Source organism: Idiomarina sp. H2, from assembly GCF_004364275.1.
GTDB classification, from domain to species: Bacteria; Pseudomonadota; Gammaproteobacteria; order Enterobacterales; family Alteromonadaceae; genus Idiomarina; species Idiomarina loihiensis.
In genome coordinates, this window is the sequence record NZ_SNZY01000001.1 from 79,753 (window position 1) to 105,925 (window position 26,173).

Annotated in this window: 22 protein-coding genes and 3 tRNA genes; 23 read left to right on the forward strand and 2 right to left on the reverse strand. The window is 47.8% G+C overall.

Features of this window, described 5'->3' with window-relative positions; all coding sequences use genetic code 11:
• Positions 1–55: 55 nt before the first annotated feature.
• From aspS to DET62_RS00505, 17 genes are all read left to right on the forward strand, one after another.
• Positions 56–1,825, forward strand: a complete 1,770-nt coding sequence (aspS, locus tag DET62_RS00425; RefSeq protein ID WP_110012734.1) for an aspartate--tRNA ligase — start codon at positions 56–58, stop codon at positions 1,823–1,825.
• Positions 1,826–1,841: 16 nt separating this feature from the next.
• Complete coding sequence (locus tag DET62_RS00430) at positions 1,842–2,591, forward strand: YebC/PmpR family DNA-binding transcriptional regulator (protein ID WP_110012733.1); 750 nt, start codon at positions 1,842–1,844, stop codon at positions 2,589–2,591.
• Entirely contained in the window at positions 2,592–3,128 is a 537-nt protein-coding gene (gene ruvC, locus DET62_RS00435) for a crossover junction endodeoxyribonuclease RuvC (protein ID WP_110012732.1), read from the forward strand.
• Between the two features lie 12 nt (positions 3,129–3,140).
• Positions 3,141–3,758 carry a Holliday junction branch migration protein RuvA gene (ruvA, locus tag DET62_RS00440; protein ID WP_110012731.1) on the forward strand — a complete coding sequence of 206 codons (618 nt, stop codon included), beginning with the start codon at positions 3,141–3,143 and terminating at the stop codon, positions 3,756–3,758.
• 9 nt (positions 3,759–3,767) lie between these two features.
• Positions 3,768–4,787, forward strand: a complete 1,020-nt coding sequence (gene ruvB, locus DET62_RS00445) for a Holliday junction branch migration DNA helicase RuvB (protein WP_011234336.1) — start codon at positions 3,768–3,770, stop codon at positions 4,785–4,787.
• A 401-nt stretch (positions 4,788–5,188) separates the two neighbouring features.
• Positions 5,189–5,599: a tol-pal system-associated acyl-CoA thioesterase gene (gene ybgC, locus DET62_RS00450; protein ID WP_110012730.1), complete on the forward strand. Its 411-nt coding sequence runs from the start codon at positions 5,189–5,191 to the stop codon at positions 5,597–5,599.
• Positions 5,600–5,602: 3 nt separating this feature from the next.
• Complete coding sequence (gene tolQ / locus DET62_RS00455) at positions 5,603–6,313, forward strand: protein TolQ (RefSeq protein ID WP_011234334.1); 711 nt, start codon at positions 5,603–5,605, stop codon at positions 6,311–6,313.
• The gene (tolR, locus tag DET62_RS00460; protein WP_011234333.1) at positions 6,310–6,738 is read left to right on the forward strand and encodes a protein TolR; all 429 of its coding nucleotides are present in this window, start codon (positions 6,310–6,312) and stop codon (positions 6,736–6,738) included. The genes tolQ and tolR overlap by 4 nt, the downstream gene beginning before the upstream one ends.
• A gap of 2 nt (positions 6,739–6,740) precedes the next feature.
• A complete protein-coding gene (gene tolA, locus DET62_RS00465) occupies positions 6,741–7,658 on the forward strand; it encodes a cell envelope integrity protein TolA (RefSeq protein WP_227016311.1) in 918 nt (305 codons plus the stop codon).
• An 11-nt stretch (positions 7,659–7,669) separates the two neighbouring features.
• A complete protein-coding gene (gene tolB, locus DET62_RS00470) occupies positions 7,670–9,019 on the forward strand; it encodes a Tol-Pal system beta propeller repeat protein TolB (protein WP_011234331.1) in 1,350 nt (449 codons plus the stop codon).
• A gap of 53 nt (positions 9,020–9,072) precedes the next feature.
• Positions 9,073–9,609 (forward strand): peptidoglycan-associated lipoprotein Pal, encoded by a 537-nt coding sequence (gene pal / locus DET62_RS00475; protein WP_110012729.1) that lies wholly within the window; start codon positions 9,073–9,075, stop codon positions 9,607–9,609.
• Positions 9,610–9,677: 68 nt separating this feature from the next.
• On the forward strand, positions 9,678–10,388 hold the full coding sequence (ybgF, locus tag DET62_RS00480) for a tol-pal system protein YbgF (protein WP_243734822.1): 711 nt from the start codon (positions 9,678–9,680) through the stop codon (positions 10,386–10,388).
• Between the two features lie 132 nt (positions 10,389–10,520).
• Positions 10,521–10,596 (forward strand) — tRNA-Lys (locus DET62_RS00485).
• A 30-nt stretch (positions 10,597–10,626) separates the two neighbouring features.
• Positions 10,627–10,702, forward strand: a tRNA-Lys gene (locus DET62_RS00490).
• A 142-nt stretch (positions 10,703–10,844) separates the two neighbouring features.
• Positions 10,845–11,885 carry a quinolinate synthase NadA gene (nadA, locus tag DET62_RS00495; RefSeq protein ID WP_110012727.1) on the forward strand — a complete coding sequence of 347 codons (1,041 nt, stop codon included), beginning with the start codon at positions 10,845–10,847 and terminating at the stop codon, positions 11,883–11,885.
• 139 nt (positions 11,886–12,024) lie between these two features.
• On the forward strand, positions 12,025–16,491 hold the full coding sequence (gltB, locus tag DET62_RS00500; protein ID WP_110012726.1) for a glutamate synthase large subunit: 4,467 nt from the start codon (positions 12,025–12,027) through the stop codon (positions 16,489–16,491).
• The gene (locus tag DET62_RS00505; protein WP_110012725.1) at positions 16,491–17,912 is read left to right on the forward strand and encodes an FAD-dependent oxidoreductase; all 1,422 of its coding nucleotides are present in this window, start codon (positions 16,491–16,493) and stop codon (positions 17,910–17,912) included. The genes gltB and DET62_RS00505 overlap by 1 nt, the downstream gene beginning before the upstream one ends.
• 16 nt (positions 17,913–17,928) lie before the next feature.
• Here DET62_RS00505 and DET62_RS00510 read toward each other — a convergent pair whose 3' ends face one another.
• Positions 17,929–18,771, reverse strand: a complete 843-nt coding sequence (locus DET62_RS00510) for an SDR family oxidoreductase (RefSeq protein WP_011234324.1) — start codon at positions 18,769–18,771, stop codon at positions 17,929–17,931.
• 68 nt (positions 18,772–18,839) lie between these two features.
• Between DET62_RS00510 and DET62_RS00515 the strand changes: the two genes are divergently transcribed.
• The 6 genes from DET62_RS00515 to DET62_RS00540 all read left to right on the forward strand — a co-directional run bounded on the left by DET62_RS00515 (position 18,840) and on the right by DET62_RS00540 (position 25,718).
• Complete coding sequence (locus tag DET62_RS00515; protein ID WP_034819870.1) at positions 18,840–20,753, forward strand: PilZ domain-containing protein; 1,914 nt, start codon at positions 18,840–18,842, stop codon at positions 20,751–20,753.
• Between the two features lie 93 nt (positions 20,754–20,846).
• Complete coding sequence (locus DET62_RS00520) at positions 20,847–22,232, forward strand: M28 family metallopeptidase (RefSeq protein ID WP_110012724.1); 1,386 nt, start codon at positions 20,847–20,849, stop codon at positions 22,230–22,232.
• Positions 22,225–23,202 (forward strand): amidoligase family protein, encoded by a 978-nt coding sequence (locus tag DET62_RS00525; RefSeq protein ID WP_110012723.1) that lies wholly within the window; start codon positions 22,225–22,227, stop codon positions 23,200–23,202. Before DET62_RS00520 ends, DET62_RS00525 begins: the two co-directional genes overlap by 8 nt.
• A complete protein-coding gene (locus DET62_RS00530; protein WP_110012722.1) occupies positions 23,175–23,834 on the forward strand; it encodes a gamma-glutamyl-gamma-aminobutyrate hydrolase family protein in 660 nt (219 codons plus the stop codon). Before DET62_RS00525 ends, DET62_RS00530 begins: the two co-directional genes overlap by 28 nt.
• 118 nt (positions 23,835–23,952) lie before the next feature.
• Complete coding sequence (locus DET62_RS00535; protein WP_110012721.1) at positions 23,953–25,584, forward strand: methyl-accepting chemotaxis protein; 1,632 nt, start codon at positions 23,953–23,955, stop codon at positions 25,582–25,584.
• Between the two features lie 46 nt (positions 25,585–25,630).
• Positions 25,631–25,718: transfer RNA gene (locus DET62_RS00540), tRNA-Ser, on the forward strand.
• A gap of 110 nt (positions 25,719–25,828) precedes the next feature.
• On the opposite strand, the gene DET62_RS00545 is transcribed toward DET62_RS00540, so the two are convergent.
• Complete coding sequence (locus DET62_RS00545; protein ID WP_110012720.1) at positions 25,829–26,170, reverse strand: hypothetical protein; 342 nt, start codon at positions 26,168–26,170, stop codon at positions 25,829–25,831.
• Between the last annotated feature and the right edge of the window lie 3 nt (positions 26,171–26,173).

Below are 26,173 nucleotides of genomic sequence, written 5' to 3' on the forward strand. Positions count from 1 at the left end.
ATAATGTTGCGCTTCGTAAAAACATTCATTGCAACAGCTAGCAGGATAAACGCGCATGCGAACTCATTACTGTGGACAAATAAATGCTGAATTAGCGGGACAAGAAGTCACGTTATGTGGTTGGGTAAATAAACGCCGGGACTTAGGCGGCTTAATTTTCATCGATTTGCGCGACCGTGAAGGGCTGTTGCAGGTTGTTTTTGACCCGGACCAAAAAGCGTTATTTGAGACAGCAAACAGCCTGCGTCAGGAATTCTGCGTGTGCTTAAGCGGTAAAGTTAACCGTCGGCCGGAAAGTCAGGTAAACAAAAACATGGCAACCGGCGAAGTTGAACTGCTGGCTACCGACTTAGAAATTCTAAGCCGCTCTGAGCCGCTTCCTATCGACTTTAATCAGCAGGTGAGTGAAGAAGCGCGCTTGCGTTACCGCTACCTTGATTTGCGTCGTCCACAAATGAACGAAAAACTGCAGTTCCGGGCGAAAGTAACCAGCGCAGTACGTCGCTTTTTTGATGACAACGGCTTCTTAGATATAGAAACGCCAATGTTAACGCGAGCAACGCCGGAAGGCGCGCGCGACTACCTGGTGCCAAGCCGTACTCATAAAGGACGCTTTTTCGCGCTGCCACAAAGCCCTCAGTTGTTTAAACAGCTGCTGATGATGTCGGGTTTTGATCGCTACTATCAAATTGTTAAATGCTTCCGCGACGAAGATTTACGCGCTGACCGCCAACCTGAATTCACTCAGATAGATATCGAAACCTCGTTTATGAGCGCTGAGCAGGTCATGGAAATTACCGAGCAAATGGCTCGTGACCTCTTCAAGCAACTACTTGATGTGGACTTAGGTGAATTCCCGAGCATGACCTGGCACGAAGCCATGCGCCGTTTTGGTAGTGACAAACCCGACCTGCGTAACCCATTAGAGCTGGTTGATGTTGCTGATGTTTTAAAAGACGTTGAGTTTAAAGTCTTTTCTGGCCCGGCGAATGACGAAGAAGGCCGCGTTGCAGCCATTCGTTTACCAGGGCAGGCTGAAAACGTTTCACGCAAGATGATTGACGAATACACACAATTTGTCGGCATTTATGGCGCGAAAGGTTTGGCCTGGATTAAAGTAAACGACCGCAGTGCAGGCCGGGAAGGCTTGCAGTCACCTGTTCTTAAGTTCCTGCCGGACGAAGTGATTGAGCCATTATTAGAGCGCACTAAAGCGCAAACTGGCGATGTCCTGTTCTTTGGTGCCGATAAAGCGAACGTTGTTGCTGAAGCTTTGGGTGCTTTACGCCTGAAGTTAGGTAAAGACTTTGAACTGGTCAGTAACGAGTGGAAACCGCTATGGGTTGTAGACTTCCCAATGTTCGAAGTTGCAGACGACGGCAGTCTGGCCGCGTTACACCACCCGTTCACCGCACCGGTCAATGTGACTCCCGAGGAGCTAAAAGCTAACCCGGCAGCCGCTATTTCAAACGCCTACGATATGGTGTTGAATGGTGTTGAGTTAGGTGGTGGTTCGGTTCGTATCCACGAAAACGCAATGCAGCAAGCGGTGTTTGAAGTGTTAGGTATTGAAAAAGACGAAGCGCAGGAAAAATTTGGCTTCCTGCTGGAAGCATTGAAGTACGGCACGCCACCACATGCAGGTTTAGCTTTTGGTTTAGACCGCCTGGTGATGTTAATGGTTGGCGCAAGCTCTATTCGTGACGTTATCGCCTTCCCGAAAACAACCACCGCAGCTTGTGTTCTGACCGATGCGCCTGGCGCAGCGAACCCGGCAGCATTGCAAGAGCTGGGCGTAAAAAGTATTGTGAAGGAAGACAAGTAATCAACAGAGGTGACATATGGCTGGTCATTCCAAATGGTCTAATATTAAGCACCGGAAAGCCGCGCAGGACGCTAAGCGCGGCAAAATTTTTACCAAGTTAATTCGTGAAATAACGGTCTCTGCCCGCGAAGGTGGCGGAGACCCTGAAACCAACCCGCGTTTACGTGCGGCTATCGATAAAGCCTTATCCAATAATATGAAGCGCGACACCATAGATACTGCGGTCAAACGCGGTTCGGGTGATCTCGAAGGCGATAACGTTGATGAGTTGACTTATGAAGGTTATGGCCCCAACGGCGTGGCTGTCCTGCTTGAATGCATGACCGATAACCGAAACCGGACGGTGTCAGATGTTCGCCACGCGTTCAGTAAGTTAGGCGGTAACTTGGGTACCGACGGCTCTGTCGCCTACTTATTTAATAAGAAGGGCGTTATTAGCTATGCTGACGGTGTGACCGAAGAACAGGTTATGGAACCGGCGCTGGAAGCTGGCGCGGAAGATATCCTTGCTTATGAAGAAGGGAGTATCGATGTCATTACATCACCGGAGAACTTCGGTGCAGTTAAAGATGCTCTGGATGCAAAAGGATTGGAAGCCAGCAACGCTGAAGTGACTCAGGTTCCTGACACTCGCGTTGATTTGGATGAGGAATCCGCACGAACCTTTTTAAAACTGTTGGATGCGCTGGAAGACTTAGACGACGTGCAAAACGTTTATCACAATGCCGATATCTCTGATGAGATCATTGCGCGACTGGACGACTAAGTGGCGATTATTCTGGGTATCGACCCGGGTTCGAGACTGACCGGCTACGGCGTTATAGAGCAGCGCGGACGGCAGCTGAATTACCTTGGTAGTGGTTGTATAAAGGTTATTGGTACCACTAAAGAGCCTTTAACCCTGGCGGAAAAGCTGCGTCGCATTCATGACAGCGTCAGTGAACTCATTACTCAGTTTAAGCCGAACGAATTCGCAATAGAGCAAGTGTTCATGGCAAAGAACCCGGATTCCGCCTTAAAGCTTGGGCAGGCGCGAGGGGCGGCGATAGTAGCTGCCGCACGTGCAGAGCTTCCGGTAGCGGAGTATTCAGCGCGACAAATTAAACAGTCTGTGGTGGGTAACGGTGGTGCAGAGAAGTCTCAGGTTCAGCATATGGTTATGGCCTTACTGAATCTGCAGCGTTGCCCTCAGGAAGATGCCGCAGATGCACTTGCCGTTGCCTTATGTCATGCTCACAGTTCACAAAACCTGATTAAAATGGCAGGCGCCGCGCGTAAAACTGTGCGAGGGCGTTTGCGTTAACGGAGTAAAAAAGTGATAGGTCATATTCAGGGCGTACTTACCAGCAAGCAACCACCGGAAGTGGTATTAGATGTACAGGGTATTGGTTATGAAATTCAGTTGCCAATGACCTGCTTCTATCAATTGCCGCCGGTGGGCGAAACCATAAAATTAATCACACATTTTGTGGTGCGCGAAGATGCACAGCTATTGTATGGTTTTATTTCTGCTTCAGAACGTTCGCTGTTCCGGTTACTACTGAAAACTCAGGGAGTTGGCCCGAAACTGGCTTTGGCTATTTTATCCGGCATGTCAGCAGATGAGTTTGTCATGGCTGTGAACCAAAACGATGTTACTCGTTTGGTGAAATTGCCAGGTGTAGGCAAAAAGACCGCCGAACGTCTGGTTATTGAAATGCGTGACCGACTCAAAGACTGGCAGCCGTCTACGCCATTTACTGATCGCGCACCGCTGGATAGCCAGGGTATGGATGCAGGAGAACATCCGGCCGATGCAAGAACTGATGCCATTAGCGCCTTGCAGTCACTTGGCTATAAAGAAAATCAAGCTGAAAAAGCCCTGCAAAAAGTGTACTCTGCAGAACATAACAGTGAGACCTTGATTCGACTGGCGCTAAAGCAGCTGTCGTAAGGAAGCCCCATGATAGAAGCCGATCAAATACCAACTCAGCGGCTCATTGAACCCGAGGTACAGGGTGAAGATGAGGCTGTTGATCGTGCCATACGGCCTAAAACTCTGGCGGATTATACGGGGCAGAAGCATGTCGTTGAACAGATGGGAATTTTCATTGAGGCCGCGCGCAAACGTCAGGAAGCCCTGGATCATCTCTTAATTTTTGGTCCTCCGGGGTTGGGTAAAACGACGCTGGCGAACATTGTGGCGAATGAGCTGGATGTGAGTATTAAAACAACTTCGGGGCCGGTTCTGGAAAAAGCCGGTGACTTAGCGGCGTTGTTGACCAACCTCGAAGCACACGACGTCTTATTTATTGATGAAATTCACCGTTTGAGCCCGGTTGTCGAAGAAATTCTGTATCCGGCTATGGAAGATTACCAGCTCGACATTATGATAGGCGAAGGTCCTGCAGCCCGTTCGATTAAATTAGATTTACCACCCTTTACCCTCATTGGTGCTACCACTCGTGCTGGCGCGCTGACGTCACCGCTACGCGACCGCTTTGGTATTGTGCAGCGCCTTGAGTTTTATGATGTTAATGAATTAACCGATATTGTTGGGCGTTCGGCTCACTTCATGAATGTCCGTATGCTCGACGGTGGTGCCCGTGAAATAGCGCGCCGCTCAAGAGGTACGCCGCGTATAGCCAACCGCTTATTGCGTCGGGTACGCGATTATGCCGAAGTCAGAGGTAATGGCGACGTTGATGAAGTGACAGCCAATGCCGCTTTGACCATGGTGGACGTTGATCAGGCTGGCTTTGATTATATGGACCGGAAGCTGTTATTAGCCATTATGGAAAAGTTTATGGGTGGGCCTGTGGGGTTAGATAACCTTGCGGCAGCGATAGGTGAAGAAAAAGATACCATTGAGGATGTTCTGGAACCTTATTTGATTCAGCAGGGCTTTTTGCAACGCACGCCGCGTGGACGTATAGCGACTCCCAGAGCTTATCAGCACTTTGGGTTAAAGCCGGAAAAATAGGTAAAAAAAAGCCCGCACAATGTGCGGGCAAACAGAACAACAAGAAGGAAGTTAAATCCAGGGAACTATTACTGAATAAACAATCTCAGAAAAAGTGACAACCAATCTCTTCGTCTTTGATATGCTGAGTATTATAAAGTTAATCTGATTCTGATCAAACAAGAAAAATTAGATGTTCGCATTACAATAACTAATCCGGAAGTTGCATTATCTGTTCAAAAAAAGCGCAACATATTTGTAACAAAAAAGAAAATATCTTAAAAATCATGGTGTTGATATTTTGTTCTTTTCATTCTGTTATAAAAAAAAGTCTGCTGACAAAGTAACCAGTTATGGTTTTAGGGGCTTCTTTACAAAATATTACACAAAGGTAACTTTTCGGAACTTTACTTGAGGTGGTAATGTCTCATTATGAATTTGAATGGCCTATCCGGGTTTACTACGAAGACACGGATGCAGGTGGTATCGTTTATTATGCTAATTATCTCAAGTTCATTGAAAGAGCTCGAACAGAGTGGTTACGATCATTAGGGATTGAACAGGATACCTGGTTAGCTCACAATATAGCCTTTGTGGTTCGCAAGGTAGAACTGGATTTACGGCAGGCGGCTAAGTTTAATGCTGAACTAATGGTCACTGTTAAAGTAACAAAGATTAAGAAAGCCTCTTTGGTTTTCGAACAACAAGTTTTGGCGAAGGATGGCAGCGTGCATTGTCAGGCAACTGTTTTAGCAGCCTGTATTGATAATCAGGCGATGAAAGCTGTTGCTATTCCGGAACCGATAATATCGCGTATTCAGTCAGGGGTTTAAAGCGTGGAAGCAGAACTATCGTTTATTGATTTATTCATGCAAGCCAGTTTATTAGTCAAGCTGGTGATGGTTATGTTACTGGCGATGTCGGTATGGGGCTGGGTGTTAATTTTTCAGCGCAAGAAAGTGTTGAAGCAGGCTCGAAATGACGCGCTAAAGTTTGAAGATAGATTCTGGTCAGGTGTCGATCTTGCACGCCTTTATCAGGAAATCTCGGCTCGTGCTAAAAATGCACGAGGAATGGAGTTACTGTTTCACGCGGGCTTTAAAGAGTACGCTCGGCTGCGTAACCACTCAACAACAAATACGCAGACAATGCTTGAAGGTGCGTTTCGTGCCATGCGCGTAGCTCACGCCCGAGAAACCGAAAAGCTGGATAATAACTTAGGTATTCTGGCAACTATTGGTTCTATAAGCCCCTATATTGGTTTGTTTGGAACGGTATGGGGAATCATGAACGCCTTTATCGCTTTAGGTGCCGTGCAACAGGCTACGCTGGCCATGGTTGCACCGGGTATCGCCGAAGCTTTGATTGCAACTGCGATGGGTCTTTTTGCCGCGATACCGGCCGTTATTGCTTACAACCGATTTACCACTAGTGTGGAAAAAGTTGATAATCAGTACATGAACTTTATTGATGAATTCATCTCAATTTTACAGCGGCAGTCTTCGGCTCAGGCAGGCAAAAGTAAAGTAGAGGGCGAAACGGTATGATGGTAATGCCGCGCAAGCGTCGTAAGCCGGTTGCGGAAATTAACGTAGTACCTTACATCGACGTGATGCTGGTTCTGCTGATCATCTTTATGGTAACAGCCCCTTTGATTACTCAGGGCGTTAAAGTTGATTTACCGAAAGCAACCGCCGAACCTCTCTCTGAAGAGAGTAAACCGCCTTTAGTGGCGTCGGTTGATGCTGAAGGTCGCTATTATTTAAATCAGGGTGACTCCCAGGATACGCCGATGCAGGCAGATGAACTTGCAACTTTGGTTGCCGCTCATTTGCAGGTTGAACCTGATACTCCGGTTATGGTCAATGGTGATGGTGCCGTATCTTATAATCAAATTGTGCAACTGATGGTGTTACTGCAAAGAGCGGGTGTGCCGTCAGTCGGTTTAATGACAGATTCGTCGGATAATTAGTTGTGGCAAAATCAGATAGCTTAACCTTACCGCTGATATATTCGATTGTTATACACGCTACAATCGCGGGTGTGTTGTTATTTAGCTTTGAGTTTACTCCCTCGACGCCGGAGGCGATGGAAGTCAATTTAGATCAAAGCGAGCTGGATATGTCAGAAGAGATTGTTAGCGCAGTCACAGTTGATAAATCCAAAGTTCAACAACAGGCAGATAAAATTCGCCAGCAAAAAGCGGAGCAAGAGGCGGCTGAACAACGCCGTATTGAGAGACTTGAGCGGCGTGCTGAGGAAGCGCGTAAAGCACGCGAAAGAGAAGAACAACGTAAAAAAGAAATAGAGCGTCAACAGGAACTAGAAAAACAAGAAGCTGCGGAAGCACGGAAACAGGCAGAGCGAGAAAGGAAAGAAGCTGAACGCCTGGCGCAGGAGCGTGCCAAAGCTGAGGCTGCGGCGAAAGAAGCCGAGCGGCGTAAACGCGAAGCAGAAGAAGCTGAACGTCGGGCTGAAGAAGAACGTCGTAAGCGTCTCGAGGAGCAGCGTAAACGTGAACAAGAACAGCGTGAAGCGGCTGAACGTGAGGCTCAGTTGCAAAAAGAAATGGAAGAAGAGCGGGCGCGTCGACAAGCTGCTCGTCGTCAGCAAGTACTGAGTGAAGTTGAAAAGTATCAGGCGCTCATTCAGCAGACTATTCAGCGAAACTGGAATGTTGATGACTCAATGCAGGGTAAGTCATGTGAGTTAACCATAAGAGTAGCTCCTAGCGGATTCGTTAAGTCAGTTGATACGGGTAGTGGTGATGCGAACGTTTGTCGTTCTGCACAAAATGCCGTATTAAAAGCTACAACACTGCCGGTTTCTGAAGATCCGGAAATTTATGAACAAATGAGTACAATTAAATTGACTGTAAAACCGCAGTTGTAACAAGGTGACCGATGAAAAATATATTAATTAGAAGCATTTTACTCTTTGTTGCGCTAACCGCTTTTGTGCGTGCAGGGGTACTGGAAATCGTCATCACGGAAGGTATTGATACGGCGCGGCCGATTGCGGTTGTGCCTTTTCAGTGGAAAGGTGAAGGAAAGGCACCAAACGAGCTTACCGATGTTATTGCTGCGGACCTTATGCGTAGTGGTAAATTTAATCCGATTCCTGTAAGTGCAATGCCACAACGCCCGGCTGCCGATGACGAGATAGATTACTCAGCTTGGGCTAAGATGGGCGTAGAAGCTATTTTAGTCGGTTCAATAGAACCGTATTCAGTTGACCGTTACATGGTTAAGTTTGAAGTTATTGATGTACTCCGGGGACAAATTACCGGCGGTAATTCGCAGATGTTACGCAATGGCGAGTTGGTGCAGAGTAACGATCATGTTCTTGATTCTCGCTCCAGCGTTATTGATGGTGATCAATTTCGCTCTTATGCACATCGAATTTCAGATGTTGCTTACGAAGCGTTAACGGGCGAACGTGGTGCTTTCATGACAAAAATCGCTTATGTCACGGTAAACCACGATGATCGCTATCCATACAAACTGGCGGTTGCAGATTATGACGGTGCGAACGAGAAAATACTGCTACGTTCACCCGAGCCGTTGATGTCTCCGGCCTGGTCTCCTGACGGTAATAAACTGGCTTACGTTAGTTTCGAGAATAAAACAGCAGAAATATTCATGCAGGATATTTATACCACCCGCCGCGAGAAGCTGACGTCGTTCCCCGGGATAAACGGTAACCCTGTGTTCTCGCCAGATGGCAAAAAGTTAGCTATGGTTTTATCTAAGGATGGAAATCCTGAGCTTTATGTGTTTGATATTAAAACTAAGGACTTGCAACGTGTTACTCGTAATCGTACGATTGATACAGAGCCTAACTGGACGCCAGATGGTGAATCTTTAGTGTTTACCTCAGAAAGAGGTGGCAGACCGCAACTATATAGCGTAAATTTATCATCAGGTCAGGTTCGTCGGTTAACCTTTGATGGTGAGCAGAATTTAGGTGGTACCTTAGTGCCGTCCGGCGAAGATATGATTTTAGTGAACCGGACACGTGGTAACTATCATATCGCTAAGCAAGAGTTTCCGCGTGGAAACATGCAAGTTTTAACGAAAACGTCTTTAGATGAGTCACCAAGTGTGGCACCAAATGGCAGTATGGTTATTTACAGTACAACGCATAATAATAAACAAGTACTGGCTTTGGTTTCTATCGATGGGCGTTTTAAAGCACGATTACCGGCAACCGATGGTGAAATTAAGTCACCGGCTTGGTCGCCATTTATGTAAAACAAAAGCCTGAATGGTTGAATTGTTCGATAAAAACGATAAGGACGAAAAGGATGCAGCTTAATAAACTTTTAAAAGCTCTGGCAATCGTTGTACCAATGGCAACTCTGGCCGCTTGTAGCTCAAACCAGGAAACTGATTCAGGTATGGGCGCAGGTCAGGAGACCAATCAACAAGCTGAGCAAGACTCTGGTGTTGAAGTTGGTGCAGCAGACCGCGCACAAAGAATGGAAGAAGAACGTCAGCAAAAAATGGAAGCGTTACGTAAAGAACACATCGTTTACTTCGCTTTTGACAAATCTAACGTTCAGTCAGAGTACACCGACCTGTTGTCGGCGCACGCTGATTACCTAGTCAAAAACCCGTCTGTGAAAGTGGTTATTGAAGGTCATACCGACGAGCGCGGCACGCCTGAGTATAACATCGCGTTAGGTGAGAGACGTGCTAAAGCAGTTGAGAGCTACTTGCACAACTTGGGTGTTCAGGATTCTCAAACCTCGACTGTTTCATATGGCGAAGAAAAACCAATGGTAAATGGTTCAAACGAACGCGCATACGCGAAAAACCGTCGCGCTGTTTTAGTTTACTAATTTAAAAGTAACGGATAGTAATGAGAAAAACGCTGTTAGCTGTATGTTTGTGTGTGCCTGGGGCTGTTATGGCCCAGGCACCTGTTTCTGGACTGTCGTCTTCAGGCGGTGTTGAGCAACGACTGGAACAAATCGAGCGCATGCTCGAAGCCCGTTCCAGTGCTCAGCTTGAAATGCTTAATCAGTTAGGTTCTTTGCAGCAAGATGTTGCTGAATTAAGGGGCATAACGGAAGAGCACGAGTACCGTCTGGAGCAATTGTTGCAACGCCAGCGCGAGCTGTATCAGGAAATTGATCGTCGCTTCAGTAATTTGAAGTCGAGCAATAACCAGAGTGAAACTGCCGGCAACGATTACAATAGCCTTGAGCAGGTACCGACACAAACAGACAATAGCAGCTATTCTCCAAACCTTAGCGAGAATGATGCTTATGACAAGGCGATAGCTTTAGTCCTTGAGGATAAGCGTTATGATGAAGCTATACCCGCATTTGAGTCTTTTCTGAAGAACTTTCCAAACTCGACTTACTCTCCTAATGCTCACTACTGGTTAGGTCAGCTGTTTTTTGCCAAACGTCAATACGATCAGGCAAAGCAACAGTTTGAAACTGTCGTTAATGATTACCCTGACAGTAATAAACGTGGTGATTGTTTATTAAAGCTTGGTGCTATCGCCAGTGAGCAAGAGAAGTCGGCTGATGCAAAAGCTTATTACGAACAAGTGATTAAAGAGTACCCAGAAAGTACGGAAGCTAATTTGGCGAAACAACGCCTCAATTAATAACAACTGGGTAACATGTGTTCGTGAATTAAGCAGTCGCACAGTTTTTTTCAATTTTCAGTTGCATACGCGCACTATTTCAGTAAACTATGCCGCCGTTGCCAAGCAGAAACGGGCAACATTATTGACGTTGGGTTGTTAGCTCAGTTGGTAGAGCAGTTGACTTTTAATCAATTGGTCGCAGGTTCGAATCCTGCACAACCCACCACTTCGTCAATAAAAAGAATTACCAGAATTTGGGTTGTTAGCTCAGTTGGTAGAGCAGTTGACTTTTAATCAATTGGTCGCAGGTTCGAATCCTGCACAACCCACCACTTCACGGCTCATCTCATTACCAAAACCTCTTAAGTCTATTGAAGAATGAAAGGCGAAATTGACTTTGCTATAAGCCTGCCTTGAATTCCGCTATAATAACCCTTACTTATTAAGAACACTTGGAAAACAAGCCGTAGTATCATGACCGAGATTCAAACTCTGGATAGCCTTGATTATACTTTTCCTCCAAAACCTAAACCGTTAAGTGCGGAAGAGAAGGTTGAGACCGTTAATCGCATTAAGCAGCTTCTGGTTGACGAAGACGCTGTATTGGTGGCTCACTACTACACAGACCCCGATATTCAGGCATTAGCCGAAGAAACCGGTGGCTGCGTGGCCGATTCTTTGGAAATGGCGCGCTTTGGCCGTGACCATCCGGCGAAAAAGCTGATTGTTGCCGGTGTTCGCTTTATGGGCGAGACAGCTAAAATTCTTACTCCCCATAAACAAGTACTGATGCCAACGTTAAAAGCTGAGTGCTCTTTGGATCTTGGTTGTCCGCCAGAGAAGTTTGCTGAATTTTGTGATCAACACCCTGATCGAACCGTTGTCGTTTATGCTAACACCTCCGCCGCGGTAAAGGCTCGTGCTGACTGGGTAGTAACCTCCAGTATGGCGCTTGAGCTTATTGATCATCTGGACGCTAAAGGAGAAAAAATTCTCTGGGCACCAGATAAGCATTTAGGCGGTTATATCGCACGCGAAACCGGAGCTGACATGCTGTTGTGGCAGGGCGCTTGTGTTGTGCATGATGAATTCAAAGCCAAAGCGCTGCAGGACATGAAAAAGCTGCATCCGGAGGCTGCTGTTCTGGTGCACCCCGAGTCGCCGGAGAATATTGTGGCTATGGCAGACGCTGTCGGTTCTACCTCGCAACTTATTAAGGCGAGTCAGGAATTGCCTAATGAAACTTTCATAGTGGCTACGGACAAAGGCATTTTTTACAAAATGCAGCAGTTGCAACCAAATAAAACCTTTATTGAGGCCCCTACCGCCGGTAACGGCGCAACTTGCCGTAGCTGTGCGCATTGCCCCTGGATGGCAATGAACGGCTTAAAAGCGATAGAAGAAGCCCTGACTAACGGTGGAGAAACTCATGAGATTCATGTCGATGAAGCTCTGGGTAAAAAAGCCATGGTGCCACTTGACCGAATGCTGGCATTTGCTGCAACGTTAAAATGATTTAAAAAGGCTCCTTCGGGGGTCTTTTTACTTTTTGTCTATACAACATATTTATAACAATAATAACCCCAGTGCCTACCGAAGTGAATGCCTGCATGGTAATCTAGCATTATTGAATAATTATTCGAGTGGTATACGCATGGGACTTTATGATCCAGCTGATGTCCGTGATAACTGCGGCTTTGGCCTTATCGCTGATATTAATGGCGAAGCTCAGCAAGGTTTAATTTCCACCGCAGTAAAAGCGCTGGACCGTATGCAGCATCGCGGCGGTATTGGTGCCGATGGCAAAACCGGCGATGGCTGTGGTTTGCTGTTGCAAATGCCGGAGCAGTTTTTCCGTCAGTACGCAGAAACTGAAGGTTGGCAGCTAAGTAAGAAATTTGCTGTCGGTATGGTATTTTTTAGCCGCAATAAAGATAAACGGGAATCTGCCCGCCACTTAATTGAGCAAGAGCTTCAACGAGAGACTCTAGAGGTCACTGGCTGGCGTAAAGTTCCGGTCAACAACAAAGTACTGGGTGAAGGTGCCAAAGCCTCTGAGCCGGTCATCGAGCAAGTTTTGGTATCGGCTCCACCGGGCTGGCGCAAAAAAGATTTAGAAAGACGTCTGTATATGGCCCGCAGACGCATAGAAAAGCTGATGCCTAATCAGGACGAGCTCTATATTTCGTCGTTGTCGAGTCTGGTCTTAGTCTATAAAGGCCTGATGATGGCAGCAGACTTGCCGGCTTATTACACCGATTTAGCCGATGCGCAAATGAAAACTTCCATTTGTGTCTTCCACCAACGTTTTTCGACCAATACGGAACCGCGTTGGCCGCTGGCTCAGCCGTTTCGGTTCCTTGCCCACAACGGTGAAATTAATACGGTACGAGGAAATCGTCAGTGGGCGCAGGCAAGAGCTTATAAATTTCAGACGCCGTTACTACCTGACCTGCAGGACGCAAAGCCACTGGTGGGCTTGTCAGGCTCCGATTCTGCGTCGTTAGACAACATGCTGGAGTTGCTGCTGGCCGGCGGCATGGATTTATTCCGGGCTATGCGCCTGCTGATCCCACCGGCGTGGCAGGGCGATGCCACCATGTCGGATGACATGCGTGCTTTTTACGAATTTAACTCTCTGCATATGGAGCCCTGGGATGGACCTGCCGGCGTGGTTATGAGTAACGGTCGGCATGTGGCCTGCAGTCTGGATAGAAATGGTCTGCGTCCGGCGCGGTATGTTTTGACCCGTTCGGGTATTCTGACCATTGCCTCCGAAGTGGGTATCTGGGATTACGACGAGCAGGAAGTGATTGAAAAAGGCCGCTTAGGGCCGGGACAAATGATGGCGGTGGATACCTATACCGGCAAAATTTGGTATAACGACCAAATTGAAGAAGAACTCAAGCAGCGTCACCCTTATAAACAATGGCTGGAACAACACCGTCGCCACTTGATACCGTTTGAACGCAGCCACGCCGACAAGCTGGGTAAGCGCTTGTATGACGACGAGACCATGCTGGTTTTTCACAAAGCGTATTTGTATTCCGAAGAAGAAATACAGCAAATTATCAGTGTTCTGGCGAAAGATGGTCAGGAAGCAGTGGGTTCTATGGGGGACGATACACCTACCGCCGTGCTTTCAAAGCAGCCGCGTTTGCTTTACGACTATTTCCGGCAGCAGTTTGCTCAGGTGACTAACCCGGCTATTGACCCTATCCGTGAACGCCATGTTATGTCGCTTTCCACTATCATTGGTCGTGAGCATAACGTATTTAACGAGGCATCAGGGGATGCCGACCGGGTAGTATTTGAGTCACCTATCCTGATGTACACCGATTTAAAGCAGCTACGTGAACTTGATGAACAACATTACCGGGCAACCACCTTGTCGCTGGGTTTTAAACCAGAGCAGCAGAATTTACAACAAGCCATCGATAGCCTGGTTGAGCAGGCAAAAACCGCGGTTAAGGATGAGCAAACGGTTATTCTGGTTCTCAGTGACAGAGATTTACAGCGGGAACAGCTGACGATACCTGCAGCCATGGCCGTTGGGGCGGTGCAACAAGTGCTGGTGAAGAATGATCTTCGCTGTGATTCAAACATTATTATTGAAACCGCATCCGCGCGTGATCCGCATCATATGGCGGTGTTAATAGGCATGGGTGCCACTGCGGTTTATCCCTACCTTGCGTATGAAACCGTGGAGCAACTGGTCGCCCGGGGCAAAGTTCAACTGGACATAAAAGAAGCATTGCTCAACTACCGTAAAGGCCTGAATAAAGGCTTACTGAAAATACTCTCGAAAATGGGTATTGCGACCGTGGCAGGTTACCGGGGCTCCTCCTTGTTTGAGGCGGTTGGGTTGAACGAAGATGTGCGTCGTCTTTGCTTTGAGAACGTACCAGCACGCATTGATGGCACCGGATTTGACGATATACAGCAGGATCTTCAGCAGAGCTTCCATCGCGCCTGGTTAACACGAAAAAAACTGGCTCAGGGTGGTTTGCTAAAATATGTGCACGGTGGGGAGTACCACGCTTATAACCCGGATGTTGTGACGTCGCTGCAACGCGCGGTGGCAACAGGCGAGCAGCGAGATTACGACGTTTACGCTAAGTTTGTTAACGAGAGGCCGGTGACTCACCTGCGTGATTTGCTCAGTATCAAATTGCCTGAAAAGGCAAAAATTAAAAAAGAAAAAGTAGAAGCCAAAGAACTCCTGTTTCAGCGTTTCGATACGGCAGCTATGTCGATAGGCGCGTTAAGCGCCGAAGCTCACGAAGCCTTAGCTATTGCCATGAATACTATTGGCGGGCATTCAAATTCTGGCGAGGGTGGGGAAGATCCGAAGCGCTTTAACAACGCAAAAAACTCGCGAATTAAGCAAGTGGCCTCGGGGCGCTTTGGTGTCACGCCGCATTATTTGGTTAATGCCGATGTTATACAGATAAAAGTTGCGCAAGGAGCCAAACCCGGTGAGGGAGGTCAACTGCCCGGCGAAAAAGTGACTGCGGAAATTGCCCAACTGCGATACGCCGTAGCTGGTACTACCTTGATATCGCCGCCGCCGCATCACGATATTTATTCCATTGAAGATTTAGCTCAGCTGATTTTTGACTTAAAGCAGGTGAATCCGAAAGCCTTAGTTTCAGTCAAGCTGGTTTCTACGCCTGGCATTGGCACCATTGCTACAGGTGTCGCGAAAGCGTATGCCGATTTAATTACTGTGTCCGGCTACGATGGCGGAACTGGTGCTAGCCCCATGACCTCGGTCAAGTATGCCGGCTCGCCCTGGGAGCTTGGTTTGGTTGAGGTGCACGAAGCCCTGGTGGCGAATAACTTGCGCCACAAAATTCGGTTGCAGGTCGATGGCGGCTTAAAAACCGGTATGGATATTGTGAAGGCGGCTATTTTAGGCGCTGAGAGCTTTGGTTTTGGCACCGCCCCTATGATTGCTCTGGGCTGTAAGTATTTACGCATTTGTCATTTGAACAACTGTGCAACAGGCGTGGCCACTCAGGATGAAACCCTGCGGCGGGAGCATTTTTCCGGCTTGCCGGAACGTGTGGTGAAGCTGTTTGAGTTTATGGCGGAAGAGGTGCGTGACATTCTCGCTCAATTGGGGCTGGAAAAGTTAACCGACGCTATTGGCCGGGTTGACCTACTGGAACGGCTGACTGGTGAAACCAAACGTCAGCAGCAGTTACAGTTAATTGCCTTGTTGCAGTCAGCCGGGGTTCGCTCAGAGCATTCTTTATATTGCACCGAGAAGAACCCGCCGTTTGATCAGGGCCAGCTGAACCAGCGATTGCTGGAGTTGTGCAAGGAGTCTATCGATAAGCGCAGCGGAGGTCATTGGTCTTTGACTATCCGTAATGACGACCGTTCGGTTGCTGCAAGTGTATCGGGTTACATTGCCAGCCAGCATGGAAATCAGGGAATGGCTGTTGCGCCAATTACTTTAGGTTTCATCGGTACCGCAGGACAAAGCTTTGGTGCATGGAATGCCGGAGGCTTAAAGCTTCATCTGACCGGAGACGCCAACGACTACGTTGGGAAAGGTATGGCCGGTGGTGAAATTACTATTAAGCCGCCAGCAGGCTGTCGTTATAACACGCACGAAGCAGTCATTATGGGCAATACCTGTTTGTATGGCGCGACTGGCGGAAAACTTTATGCTGCCGGTTGTACCGGTGAACGTTTCGCGGTGCGTAACTCCGGCGCGACAGCTGTGGTAGAGGGTATTGGTGACCATGGTTGTGAATATATGACCGGCGGTATTGTGGTGGTACTGGGTGAGTGCGGCATCAACTTTGGTGGCGGCATGACCGGCGGTTTTGCTTATTTAAGAGACAGCGACGGCGACTTACATCGTCGGCTTAACCACGAATTGGTTGAGGCCGTTGCCGTGGATACCCCGATTATTCAGGAACACTTGCGTGGTTTAATTCATGAGCATCACGAAGCAACGGGAAGTCACTACTCGCGCGAGTTATTAAACAACTTCGAGCAAGTAGTGGACAGCTTTTATATCGTCAAACCAAAAGCAGCAGATGTGAAAGAGCTTTTAGGGCATCGGGCGCGGTCAACCGCAGAATTACGTGTGCAGGTGATGTAATGAACAAGAATATTTATCAGTTTTTGGACGTGCAGCGCATTGATCCGCCGAAACGTCCGGTTGAAGAGCGCCGCATTGAGTTTAAAGAAGTTTATGATCCAATGCCTGACGTGCAGCTAAAAGGCCAGGCAGATCGTTGCCTGGACTGCGGAAACCCTTATTGTGAGTGGCAATGCCCGGTTCACAACTATATTCCTCAGTGGCTGGAGCTGGCCAATGAAGGGCGGGTTATTGAAGCCGCTGAACTGATGCATAAAACCAACAGTCTGCCTGAGGTTTGTGGCCGGGTATGTCCGCAGGACCGTTTGTGTGAAGGAGCCTGTACGCTGAATGACGGTTTCGGCGCAGTAACTATTGGCAGTATTGAAAAGCAAATGGTCGACGAAGCCTTTAAACAAGGGTGGCGACCAGATTTAAGCGGTGTGACTCAGCGTCAGGAACGGGTTGCTGTCATTGGAGCCGGGCCTGCAGGTCTTGCCTGTGCTGACGTATTGACGCGTAATGGTGTCAAAGCTGTCGTTTACGATCGTTACCCGGAAATTGGAGGCCTGCTAACCTACGGCATTCCGCCATTTAAGCTGGATAAAGCGGTCATGACGTTGCGTCGTGAAATATTCACCGACATGGGTATTGAGTTTAAGCTGGGTGTCGAAGTGGGTAAAGACATCAGTTTTGCTGAGCTGGAAGCCAATTATGATGCGGTATTCTTAGCTCTGGGGACTTATAAAGCGCTGGATGGAAAACTAAAAGGTCTGGACGCAGATGGGGTTTATCCTGCCTTGCCGTTTCTCATTGGCAATACACAAAAGCTTATGGCTCATGAGCCTATGTCTCAGTATCCACTTATTGATGTGAAAGACGAGACCGTGGTTGTGCTTGGTGGTGGCGATACTGCAATGGACTGCGTCAGAACCTCAATCAGACAGGGAGCGAGTTCGGTTGTCTGCGCTTATCGCCGCGACGAAGGTAATATGCCAGGGTCGCGCAAAGAAGTGCAGAATGCTCGCGAAGAGGGCGTGTCTTTTGAGTTTAACCTGCAGCCGCTGGAAGTAGTCACGGACAATTCGGGTAAGGTTAGCGGCGTGAAAATGATGCGTACTGAACTTGGCCCGGCGGACGCGGATGGCCGCAGACGTCCACAACCTGTGCCGGATTCAGAATTCATAATGTCTGCAACGGCGGTGATTATTGCTTTTGGCTATCAGCCCAGCCCGCCAGAATGGTTACAACAACATAAAGTGGAGCTAAGCAACTGGGGCACTGTGCTGGCCACTGGCGACACGGAGTTTGCGATGCAAACCAGCAACCCGAAAATATTTGCCGGTGGCGATATGGTGCGCGGCGCCGATCTGGTCGTGACGGCGATAGCAGAAGGACGCAACGCCGCCGAGGGAATGCTGGATTATTTCGACGCCGTATAAGTTATGAGCAGCGCAATCAGCGCTGCCATTGTTTAATAACCGGCGCATAACCTTCGCGAAAATTCGCATACTGAAGTTGGTAACCACTGTCTTTCAAACCCTTGTTCATACAGCGTTTAGAGCCTCTGGGACCAACTTTCTTATTAATGTTTCCTGCCAGCTCAATTCCAAGCTGCTCAGCCAGCCACTGATAAACTTCGTATTGTTTGACTGGTTCATCGTCATTAACTAAATAAACAGGTTTGGGCTGATTAACCTGGGTAAGTAAATGCACAATAAAGCCAGCGACATCGTCCTGATGTATGCGGTTAGTCCAGCTGTCACGAAGCTGGACATTGCCCTGAGTTAATTGACGCAATAAAAAATCACGTCCCTCGCCGTAAATACCACTGCAACGAAGAATTGAGGTTTGCCCCGGTAAGGCATTGATAATGGATTCAGCCTGTAATAGAGCTTTACCAGAGTCTGACGTCGGTTCCGTTGCACTGTTTTCATCAATCCACTCGCCGTCGCGTTGTGCGTAAACGCCGGTGCTGGAAACGTAAATAATATTAGGCTGATGCCTTTGCTGCGACAGTACCTGTTGCAGGTGACGACAGGGAACGACATAGCCCTGATGATAGCTATCTTCTGCGCCTTTTGCAGGAGTCAGGGTAATGACAACATTATCCCATTTATTCTGGAACAGTTGGTAAAGCTCTTGTTCACTGTTTAAGTCTGCTGCAACTAAATTGACCCCCTGGCGTACCGGCTTGCTCTCCGGGGTTCTGCAAACTCCGGTGACTTGCTCGTTTTGCCCGCTCAGCCGTTGCGCAACGCGGTCTGCAATATCGCCGTAACCGAGTAAAAGCGTTTGCATGAAGATCCTCTTGGCGTTAATGTAAAAGAAATGTTGAACTTAATATAGATACTGAACAATAGCCCATTATGAGCAGTGACCCTTCAATAGAAAGTCTGATTGATGAGCTTAAAACAGATTATCACCGCTCTCAATTTGAGTCTCTGTTTAAACGTAAAACAAAACATCTTAGCGGGCCCGAGAGGCTGCAGGCGCGTATGCGCATTACCGAGTTAGCGAAACCAGCTTTGGGTGTTATAGATCTTCGAAAGAAAATCCAGTCCGAAATTGAACCCTACCCTTTTCAGGGGCGCGTACATTATTTTGATTTAGCTGCGAAACGATTATTTGAAGACGGCTTACGACTGTATAAGGGCGTTTTTACAAACGACACGAAACAGCAAATATTAGCGTTAAAAACACAGCATCAGCAGTTAGCGGAAGACAAAGCCTTAGCCCAGCAGGAACAAGAGAAGGCGCTTGCCAGTTTCGTGGCCGGGCGTGAGTACCAACGTTGTGAGCAACGGATTAACCTGGTCAGCGCTGTGACCATGGAGCTGGCCGATGGCCAGGAATTCAGCGCTATGACTGTGGACATCTCTAATAATGGACTGCAGTTAAAGCTAGGTTTTGATCCCCAGCTAACCGGCTTGAAGTATGCACGCGTAAAGGTTTACTTTTCAGGACTTAGCGACGACTTTGTGTTTGACGCAACCCAGGAATATGAATACCGGGTAGTTGGGCTCAAAGAAAAAGACTTTTGTCTTTACTTACGCTTAAGGCGCATGGATGAAGCTGGCGATGACGAACTAGGCCGGTTTTTAGCGGCTATGTTGAGCAAGTCCCGGCGTCGCTATAAAGTTAATGTTGAGCATTTAGCCCAGAGGGTTACAGCCCGGGGGCATGAAAGCTACTGGTTTGATGCCGTTCAGGCTGTGCCTATTATTCTAAAAGCTGGCTCAGCGAGCTGCGCTTTAGTTCAGACAAACTCAAATCAAACCCTGTTGAACAGCTGGCAGCAACACCAGAGAGATCTTATTGCGGAGCTTATTGAGCAACCATGGGTTCAATCTGTGGTAAATGAGTTGCAAGAATCCAGAAAACCAACACGCCGACAAGTTACCTTGTTTCGTATTAGCTTGCCCATAAATAAAGTCTGGCGTGAGTACTTACTGCCGCTGCAGGCTATACAAAAAGAAAAAAGCTTAATTGCTACGCTAAACGCATTGCGTGCGGCGGGTTACGGGGCAAGGTGTTATCAACTGACGCTCACTTACAGCAAAGACGATGAGTTAAGCTACGGCGAATTGAATGCGATAAAAACACCTCTTTGGCGCGAACATTCCAATGAGAAGCTGAAATTATCGGTACTACAGGACTACCAGACCAAAGGAGCTAAAGCACTGAGTTGTAAACTGCTTAGTCCTGAAGCGTCAGCAGAGCAGAATATGTTTCGTTACGCTTTATCCAGCGCCTTGTTTTTGTATAAAAACGGCGTTGACTGGGAGCCTCAACTGGCCGCATTAATGTCTATTTCTGAAGGTTTACCGAAATTGTTTGATGACACTGAATTTTGGTTAGCAAACAACGCACGCTTACTTGGCGGACGGCGCCTGAGCTCAGAACTAAGAAAGTCATTGCGTCGGGTGTCGGAGAACAGCAGTTTGTCGCCGCGTATATTACTGTTAAGAGTTACTCAGGCCACTCAGAAAGACGGCGTTATGGGGCGAGAAATCAGCGAGTACGACAGCTTTGAAGAGGCGGCAGAATACATTCGCTTTCTTGATGAAGATGATAACTTTCTTGCGCTGCTGGTAGCAGGGCAGCCCTGTCAGAATCAAATATCAGCCGAGTTGATGACAGACTTGTCTTATATTCAACGCTACTTACCGCATCGGGCTAAAGAGCTGGAATCCAGTTTTAAACAACTGCGCGGCGTCATAACCCTGACAGACGTGACTCAGACTCTAAGTGGGCTTGCACAACTAACGGAGCAGCCATAAAGGTTGTTGTCTGCTGCTCCTGTGCGCGGCTTTCCATCCTCCGCTGTATACCTCATAATCGAAACAAGCTCATTAATTAACAGGTATTCAATTATGTTCAAATCGTGGACAAGTTCATTACTGGCGGTAAGTGTTGGTTTAGCCACTCCGCTAAGTGTTATGGCTCAGGATGGCATTGACTATAAAGAGCAGGAAAAGTTACATGAAATAGCCGGCGCAACCCAGGCAGATCGCATTGAAAGCGATATTCAGACCCTGGTGGATTTCGGCACGCGGCATACCTTATCTGAAACAGAATCTGATACTCGCGGTATAGGTGCTGCGCGGCGCTGGATTTTTGCCGAGTTCGAGCGCATATCTGAAGCTTGTGGTGGTTGTCTTGAGGTGATGTATGTCAGCGACACTATCTCTGAAGAAAAGCGAATACCCGACCCTGTGGAAGTAAAAAGTGTTATTGCTATTCAGCGTGGCAAAACAGACCCTAATCGTTATGTGATGATGTCCGGTGACATCGACTCGCGAGTTAGCGATGTTATGGATTATACCTCGGACGCTCCGGGCGCAAATGACAATGCTTCTGGTGTAGCTGGCGCGTTAGAAGCGGCGCGAGTGCTGACCCAGTACGAGTTTGACGGTTCTATTGTCTATGCGGCACTGGCCGGTGAAGAACAAGGCCTGTTTGGTGGGAAAATTCTGGCCGAAAAAGCCAAAGAAGAAGGCTGGCATCTGACCGCTGTGCTTAATAATGACATGATTGGTAACATTGAAGGCATTAACGGAGTCATTAATAACACTACTGCACGTATTTTTGCTGAAGGCACCCGTATGAATGAATCGGATCGCGAAGCAACCATGCGCCGTTTTTATGGTGGCGAAGTGGATTCTCCTTCACGCAACTTAGCCCGTTACATTGATACAGTGGCCGATCGTTACATCAATAATTTAGACACTATGATTGTTTATCGCTTAGATCGCTTTGGTCGTGGTGGGCATCATAGACCTTTTAATGACTTAGGCTATGCCGGTATCCGTATTATGGAAACCAACGAAAATTATAACCGTCAGCACCAGGACCTTCGTGTGGAAGATGGCATTGAATATGGCGATACCATCGATGGCGTAGACTTTGACTACGCCGCTAAACTGACAGCGTTGAACGCGGTTTCTATGGCAAGCATGTCGTGGGCACCAAGGCCGCCGGCTAATGTCGAAATAGAAGGTGCAGTAAAACCGGATACAACCCTGCGCTGGACTGCACAAGAGGAAGATAAAGAAAACATTGCGGGTTATAAAGTTTACTGGCGTTTAACCAGTGCTCCTCAGTGGCAGTTCAGCCGCTATGTGGGTAACGTAAACGAATACACACTGGAGAATGTGGTGATCGATAATTACATTTTCGGTGTAGCTAGTGTCAGTAACGATGGCTTTGAAAGCCCAGTTGTATTTCCGGGACCAGCGGGGACATTTTCTATTGAGTAAAACGTTGTTCAAAGCATTAACCGAGCCGCTAAATTATGAAGGGGAAGACCGAAGAGTTGGTTTCGAACTGGAGTTTAGCGGTTTAACCCTGGAGAGAACTGTCGAAGTTCTGCAACAACAGTTGTCGGGGAAACGGGTTGCGGTCTCTAAAGCGGAACAAAAAGTTGAAGTGGATGAACTAGGTTCATTTACAGTTGAGATAGACTGGGACTATTTAAAGCGAAAAGCGAAAGCAGAAGGCGGAGACAATTCTGCCTGGGTGCGCGAGTTAGGCAGCATAGCTGAGAACCTGGTACCTATCGAAATTGTTTGCCCGCCATTGACTCTTGAGCAGTGTGAGCGGTTAATTCCTGTGACCGATGCTTTACGGGAAGCCGGTGCGAAGGGCACTGATGAGTCCTGGATTGCGGCTTATGGTGTGCACATTAACCCCGAGGTACCGTCGTTAGAGCCAAATGCCCTGCTGCGTTATTTGCAGGCATTTTCTTTGCTGCAATGGTGGCTGGTAGAGGCTCACCGGGTTGATACAACACGAAAGCTGAGCCCTTATATTGATAAATATCCTGAAGCCTACATTCGCTTGCTGGTTTCTCAGCAGGAGGTCAGCCAGGAGCAACTGATTAATGATTATCTGGAACATAATGCCACCCGCAACCGGGCGCTGGATATGCTGCCACTGTTTGCTTTTCTGAATGAAGAAAAAATTATGAAAGCGGTGGAAGATAATAAGATTAAAGCCCGCCCGACATTTCATTATCGTTTACCGAATTGTCAGCTTGAACACCCAGACTGGGATTTAACCGAACCATGGAAAATTTGGTGGATAGTGGATGCTCTGGCGAACGACGAACAGGCTTTAGAGTACTGGAAGCAAGCATTCACTGATGCTGAACGCCCGCTAATAGGGGTCTCAGAAAAAGACTGGAAGGAAAGGTTGCAGCAATGGCTCAAAGACCGCGAGTGGTTGTAACAGGGACCGCCAGACGGTGGTCTCCTTCCTGGTGGTGTACCTGGCTTATTCTTAAGTGTCTTGGGGCAACCCCTGTGCGCGCGAGTGTCAGACACAGCTGCGACCACGAAGGTATCGACGCCGTGATTATTGGCGGCGGCGATGACATTAGTCCATCTGAGTACAATCAACCACCGGAGCGTGACGGCGAATACGACCCCGACAGAGATGAGCTTGAAATTGCCTGGATACGTTGGGCACTGGAAGAAAAAAAGCCTCTGTTAGGTATTTGTCGTGGCTCGCAATTGATTAATGTGGTACTGGGCGGTGAACTGAATCAGAATATTCGGGAGCTACGACAGCTAACCTATAACAGACCCGGGTTATTGCCAACCAAACAAGTGTTTATTGAGCCCCGGAGCCAGTTGGCCAAAATTTGTAAAAAACAAAAACTGCGAGTTAACAGCCTGCATTCGCAAATAGTAAAGCAAACCGGCGTAGGTATGCATGCTGTGGGTTGGGATCTCGATGGTTTTCTACAAGCTTCTGAAGGGCAGACCGAACAGACTATTATTGGCGTGCAGTGGCATCCTGAGTATCTATTCTATGTACCTAGTCAGCTCAGAATTTTCCGTTGGCTTATCAAACAATAATTGAACATTTCGATTATACCGTCATCAATATATCAATTTTTTTGATCCATCTTTAAGCCTAATTAGTATAATCGTTCAATTACATAGATGAATAGTTCATCGCATTCTGGAGCATTAAATGACTATAGCAAATCGATTGTACGCGGGGTTTGCCTTTATTCTACTGTTACTTGTTATAACGACAATTGTCGGTACGTACCAAGTTGGCGAAATAGATAAAACACTAACTAGAGTGAATGAAGTAGGAAGTGAAAAACAACGCTTTGCTATTAATTATCGTGGCAGTGTCCATGACCGGGCTATTGCTCTTCGCGATTTAGTACTTGTGGATGATGCCGCTGATCGTCCTCCGCTGCGTGAGCTAATTGATGATTTAAAGGCGAATTACAATACAGCAGATAAGGGCATGAGTGCTATTTTTTCTGACAGCACTTTGGTTAGCAGTAAAGAACGTGAATTATTGGCCGCTATTGAAGACGTGCAGGCGCGAGGACTGGCCGCCGCCGAGGAAACTGAGCGTTTGCTGAGTTCAGATCGCCGACAACAGGCGCAGGAGTACGTACTGAATGAATTGTCTCCGGTTTATGCGGAGTGGCTGAATCGCATTAATACCTTCATCGATTATCAGGAGCAGAATATAGCGTCAGGTACCGAAGGGGTCATGGATCGCAGTGCAAATTTCGCCACGTTAATGTGGTGGGTGACGGCTTTTGCCATTATAAGTGGTGGTATAGCAGCCTGGCGGATAGTGGCCAAGCTGACTCACACCATAGGCGGCGAGCCCGAAGAGGCGGCTGAAGTATTGCAGCGCATTGCTGATGGTGACTTAACGGTCTCAACCCGAACACGCTATGAAGATAGCATGATGGCAGACGTTAACCGCATGGTTCGTCAACTTAGAGAAATTCTGCAGGACGTTAATGATTCTGCCGATACGATTCTGAACTCATCGAACGAGTTGTCTGAAACAGCGAATGATAACCAGCAATTAGTGGTTCAGCAGCAAGAGCAGACCACTCAGGGTGCAACGGCAATTCATCAGATGGCGCAGACGGTGCGGGAAGTTGCTCAGCATACAGAGCAGGCGGCTCAGCTGGCGGACGACACTGATAAAGAGACTGTTGGTGGTAGCCGTGAAGTTGAAGCGACTATACGATCTATTGAAGAGCTGGCAAACCAGGTTGAAGGTGCATCAAAAGTTATTGGTCAGTTGTCTGATAACACGGCAGAAATTCATAAAGTACTGGAAGTAATAGAAGGCATTGCAGACCAGACCAATTTACTGGCGTTGAATGCCGCAATTGAGGCCGCCCGTGCCGGCGAACATGGCCGCGGCTTCTCCGTGGTTGCTGATGAAGTCCGCGCACTAGCGAACCGAACTCAGGACTCAACCCGTAATATTCAAAGCTTAATTGAAACCATGCGAGTGAGTGCCAACGACGCTGTTACCGTTATGGAAAAAGGCAGAGAAAAGGCAGCAGAAAGTGTTGAACAGGCACGCTCCGCCGGTAAATCTTTGCATGCGGTGAATAGCTCGGTTGCAAAAATGAGCGACATGAACGCGCAAATTGCGACTGCAGCGGAAGAACAAACTGCCGTAGCGGAAGAGATAAACCAGAACTTCACATCCATTACTCAGGCTGCTGAGCAAACAGCAGCGGGCTCAGAGCAAATTAGTGAAGCCAGCCGTGAGCTGAACGAACTGGCAAAACGATTAAATAATGGCATGAAACGCTTTAAAATTGCTTAAACCCCTTGATTAGAACGGCTAAAACCCCTACCATAGCGGCCGTTCTGGAGAGGTGTCCGAGTGGCTGAAGGAGCACGCCTGGAAAGTGTGTATACGGCAACGTATCGAGGGTTCGAATCCCTCTCTCTCCGCCAGATACAAAAGAAACCGCCCTTGAGGCGGTTTTTTTGTGTCTGCAGAAAGAGGTGTAGCCAGCCGCGCATTTTGCAACGCCGCGCCGAAAAAACTGAAACAAAAGGCCGCTCTATGACGGCCAATGTCCATCCTTTTTATAGTTAATATCTAGCAGGTCAGGGTTGTTTAGCAGGGTGTTGCAGGCGCTTCTGTGTGCTTCAATGCATTGCTTGCATGACTCTGTCTCTTCCGGTGTGTAGATGCCCAGTGCGGCGTTGATTTGTCCTACCTCGTTCCAGTGCCGAGCTATGCGTCGAGAGCACTCCTTTCGGACCTTCTCTTTAGCAACTTTTAAATCGTGGTTGCGTTGGTTATTAACGGCTTCTATTTGCTCTTCGTCCATGCCTATTTGCTGCATGTAACTGATGCTGAAGTCGCTGTGTGTTTGTCCTTTAAATATATAGGTGTACATGGT

Excerpts from the sequence above, each read along its gene's own strand:
- aspS (WP_110012734.1), top strand. The coding sequence starts at position 56 with ATGCGAACTCATTACTGTGGACAAATAAATGCTGAATTAGCGGGACAA.
- DET62_RS00430 (WP_110012733.1), top strand. The coding sequence starts at position 1,842 with ATGGCTGGTCATTCCAAATGGTCTAATATTAAGCACCGGAAAGCCGCG.
- ruvB (WP_011234336.1), top strand. The coding sequence starts at position 3,768 with ATGATAGAAGCCGATCAAATACCAACTCAGCGGCTCATTGAACCCGAG.
- ybgC (WP_110012730.1), top strand. The coding sequence starts at position 5,189 with ATGTCTCATTATGAATTTGAATGGCCTATCCGGGTTTACTACGAAGAC.
- tolR (WP_011234333.1), top strand. The coding sequence starts at position 6,310 with ATGATGGTAATGCCGCGCAAGCGTCGTAAGCCGGTTGCGGAAATTAAC.
- tolB (WP_011234331.1), top strand. The coding sequence starts at position 7,670 with ATGAAAAATATATTAATTAGAAGCATTTTACTCTTTGTTGCGCTAACC.
- pal (WP_110012729.1), top strand. The coding sequence starts at position 9,073 with ATGCAGCTTAATAAACTTTTAAAAGCTCTGGCAATCGTTGTACCAATG.
- ybgF (WP_243734822.1), top strand. The coding sequence starts at position 9,678 with ATGGCCCAGGCACCTGTTTCTGGACTGTCGTCTTCAGGCGGTGTTGAG.
- nadA (WP_110012727.1), top strand. The coding sequence starts at position 10,845 with ATGACCGAGATTCAAACTCTGGATAGCCTTGATTATACTTTTCCTCCA.
- gltB (WP_110012726.1), top strand. The coding sequence starts at position 12,025 with ATGGGACTTTATGATCCAGCTGATGTCCGTGATAACTGCGGCTTTGGC.
- DET62_RS00505 (WP_110012725.1), top strand. The coding sequence starts at position 16,491 with ATGAACAAGAATATTTATCAGTTTTTGGACGTGCAGCGCATTGATCCG.
- DET62_RS00510 (WP_011234324.1), bottom strand. The coding sequence starts at position 18,771 with ATGCAAACGCTTTTACTCGGTTACGGCGATATTGCAGACCGCGTTGCG.
- DET62_RS00515 (WP_034819870.1), top strand. The coding sequence starts at position 18,840 with ATGAGCAGTGACCCTTCAATAGAAAGTCTGATTGATGAGCTTAAAACA.
- DET62_RS00520 (WP_110012724.1), top strand. The coding sequence starts at position 20,847 with ATGTTCAAATCGTGGACAAGTTCATTACTGGCGGTAAGTGTTGGTTTA.
- DET62_RS00530 (WP_110012722.1), top strand. The coding sequence starts at position 23,175 with ATGGCTCAAAGACCGCGAGTGGTTGTAACAGGGACCGCCAGACGGTGG.
- DET62_RS00535 (WP_110012721.1), top strand. The coding sequence starts at position 23,953 with ATGACTATAGCAAATCGATTGTACGCGGGGTTTGCCTTTATTCTACTG.
- DET62_RS00545 (WP_110012720.1), bottom strand. The coding sequence starts at position 26,170 with ATGTACACCTATATATTTAAAGGACAAACACACAGCGACTTCAGCATC.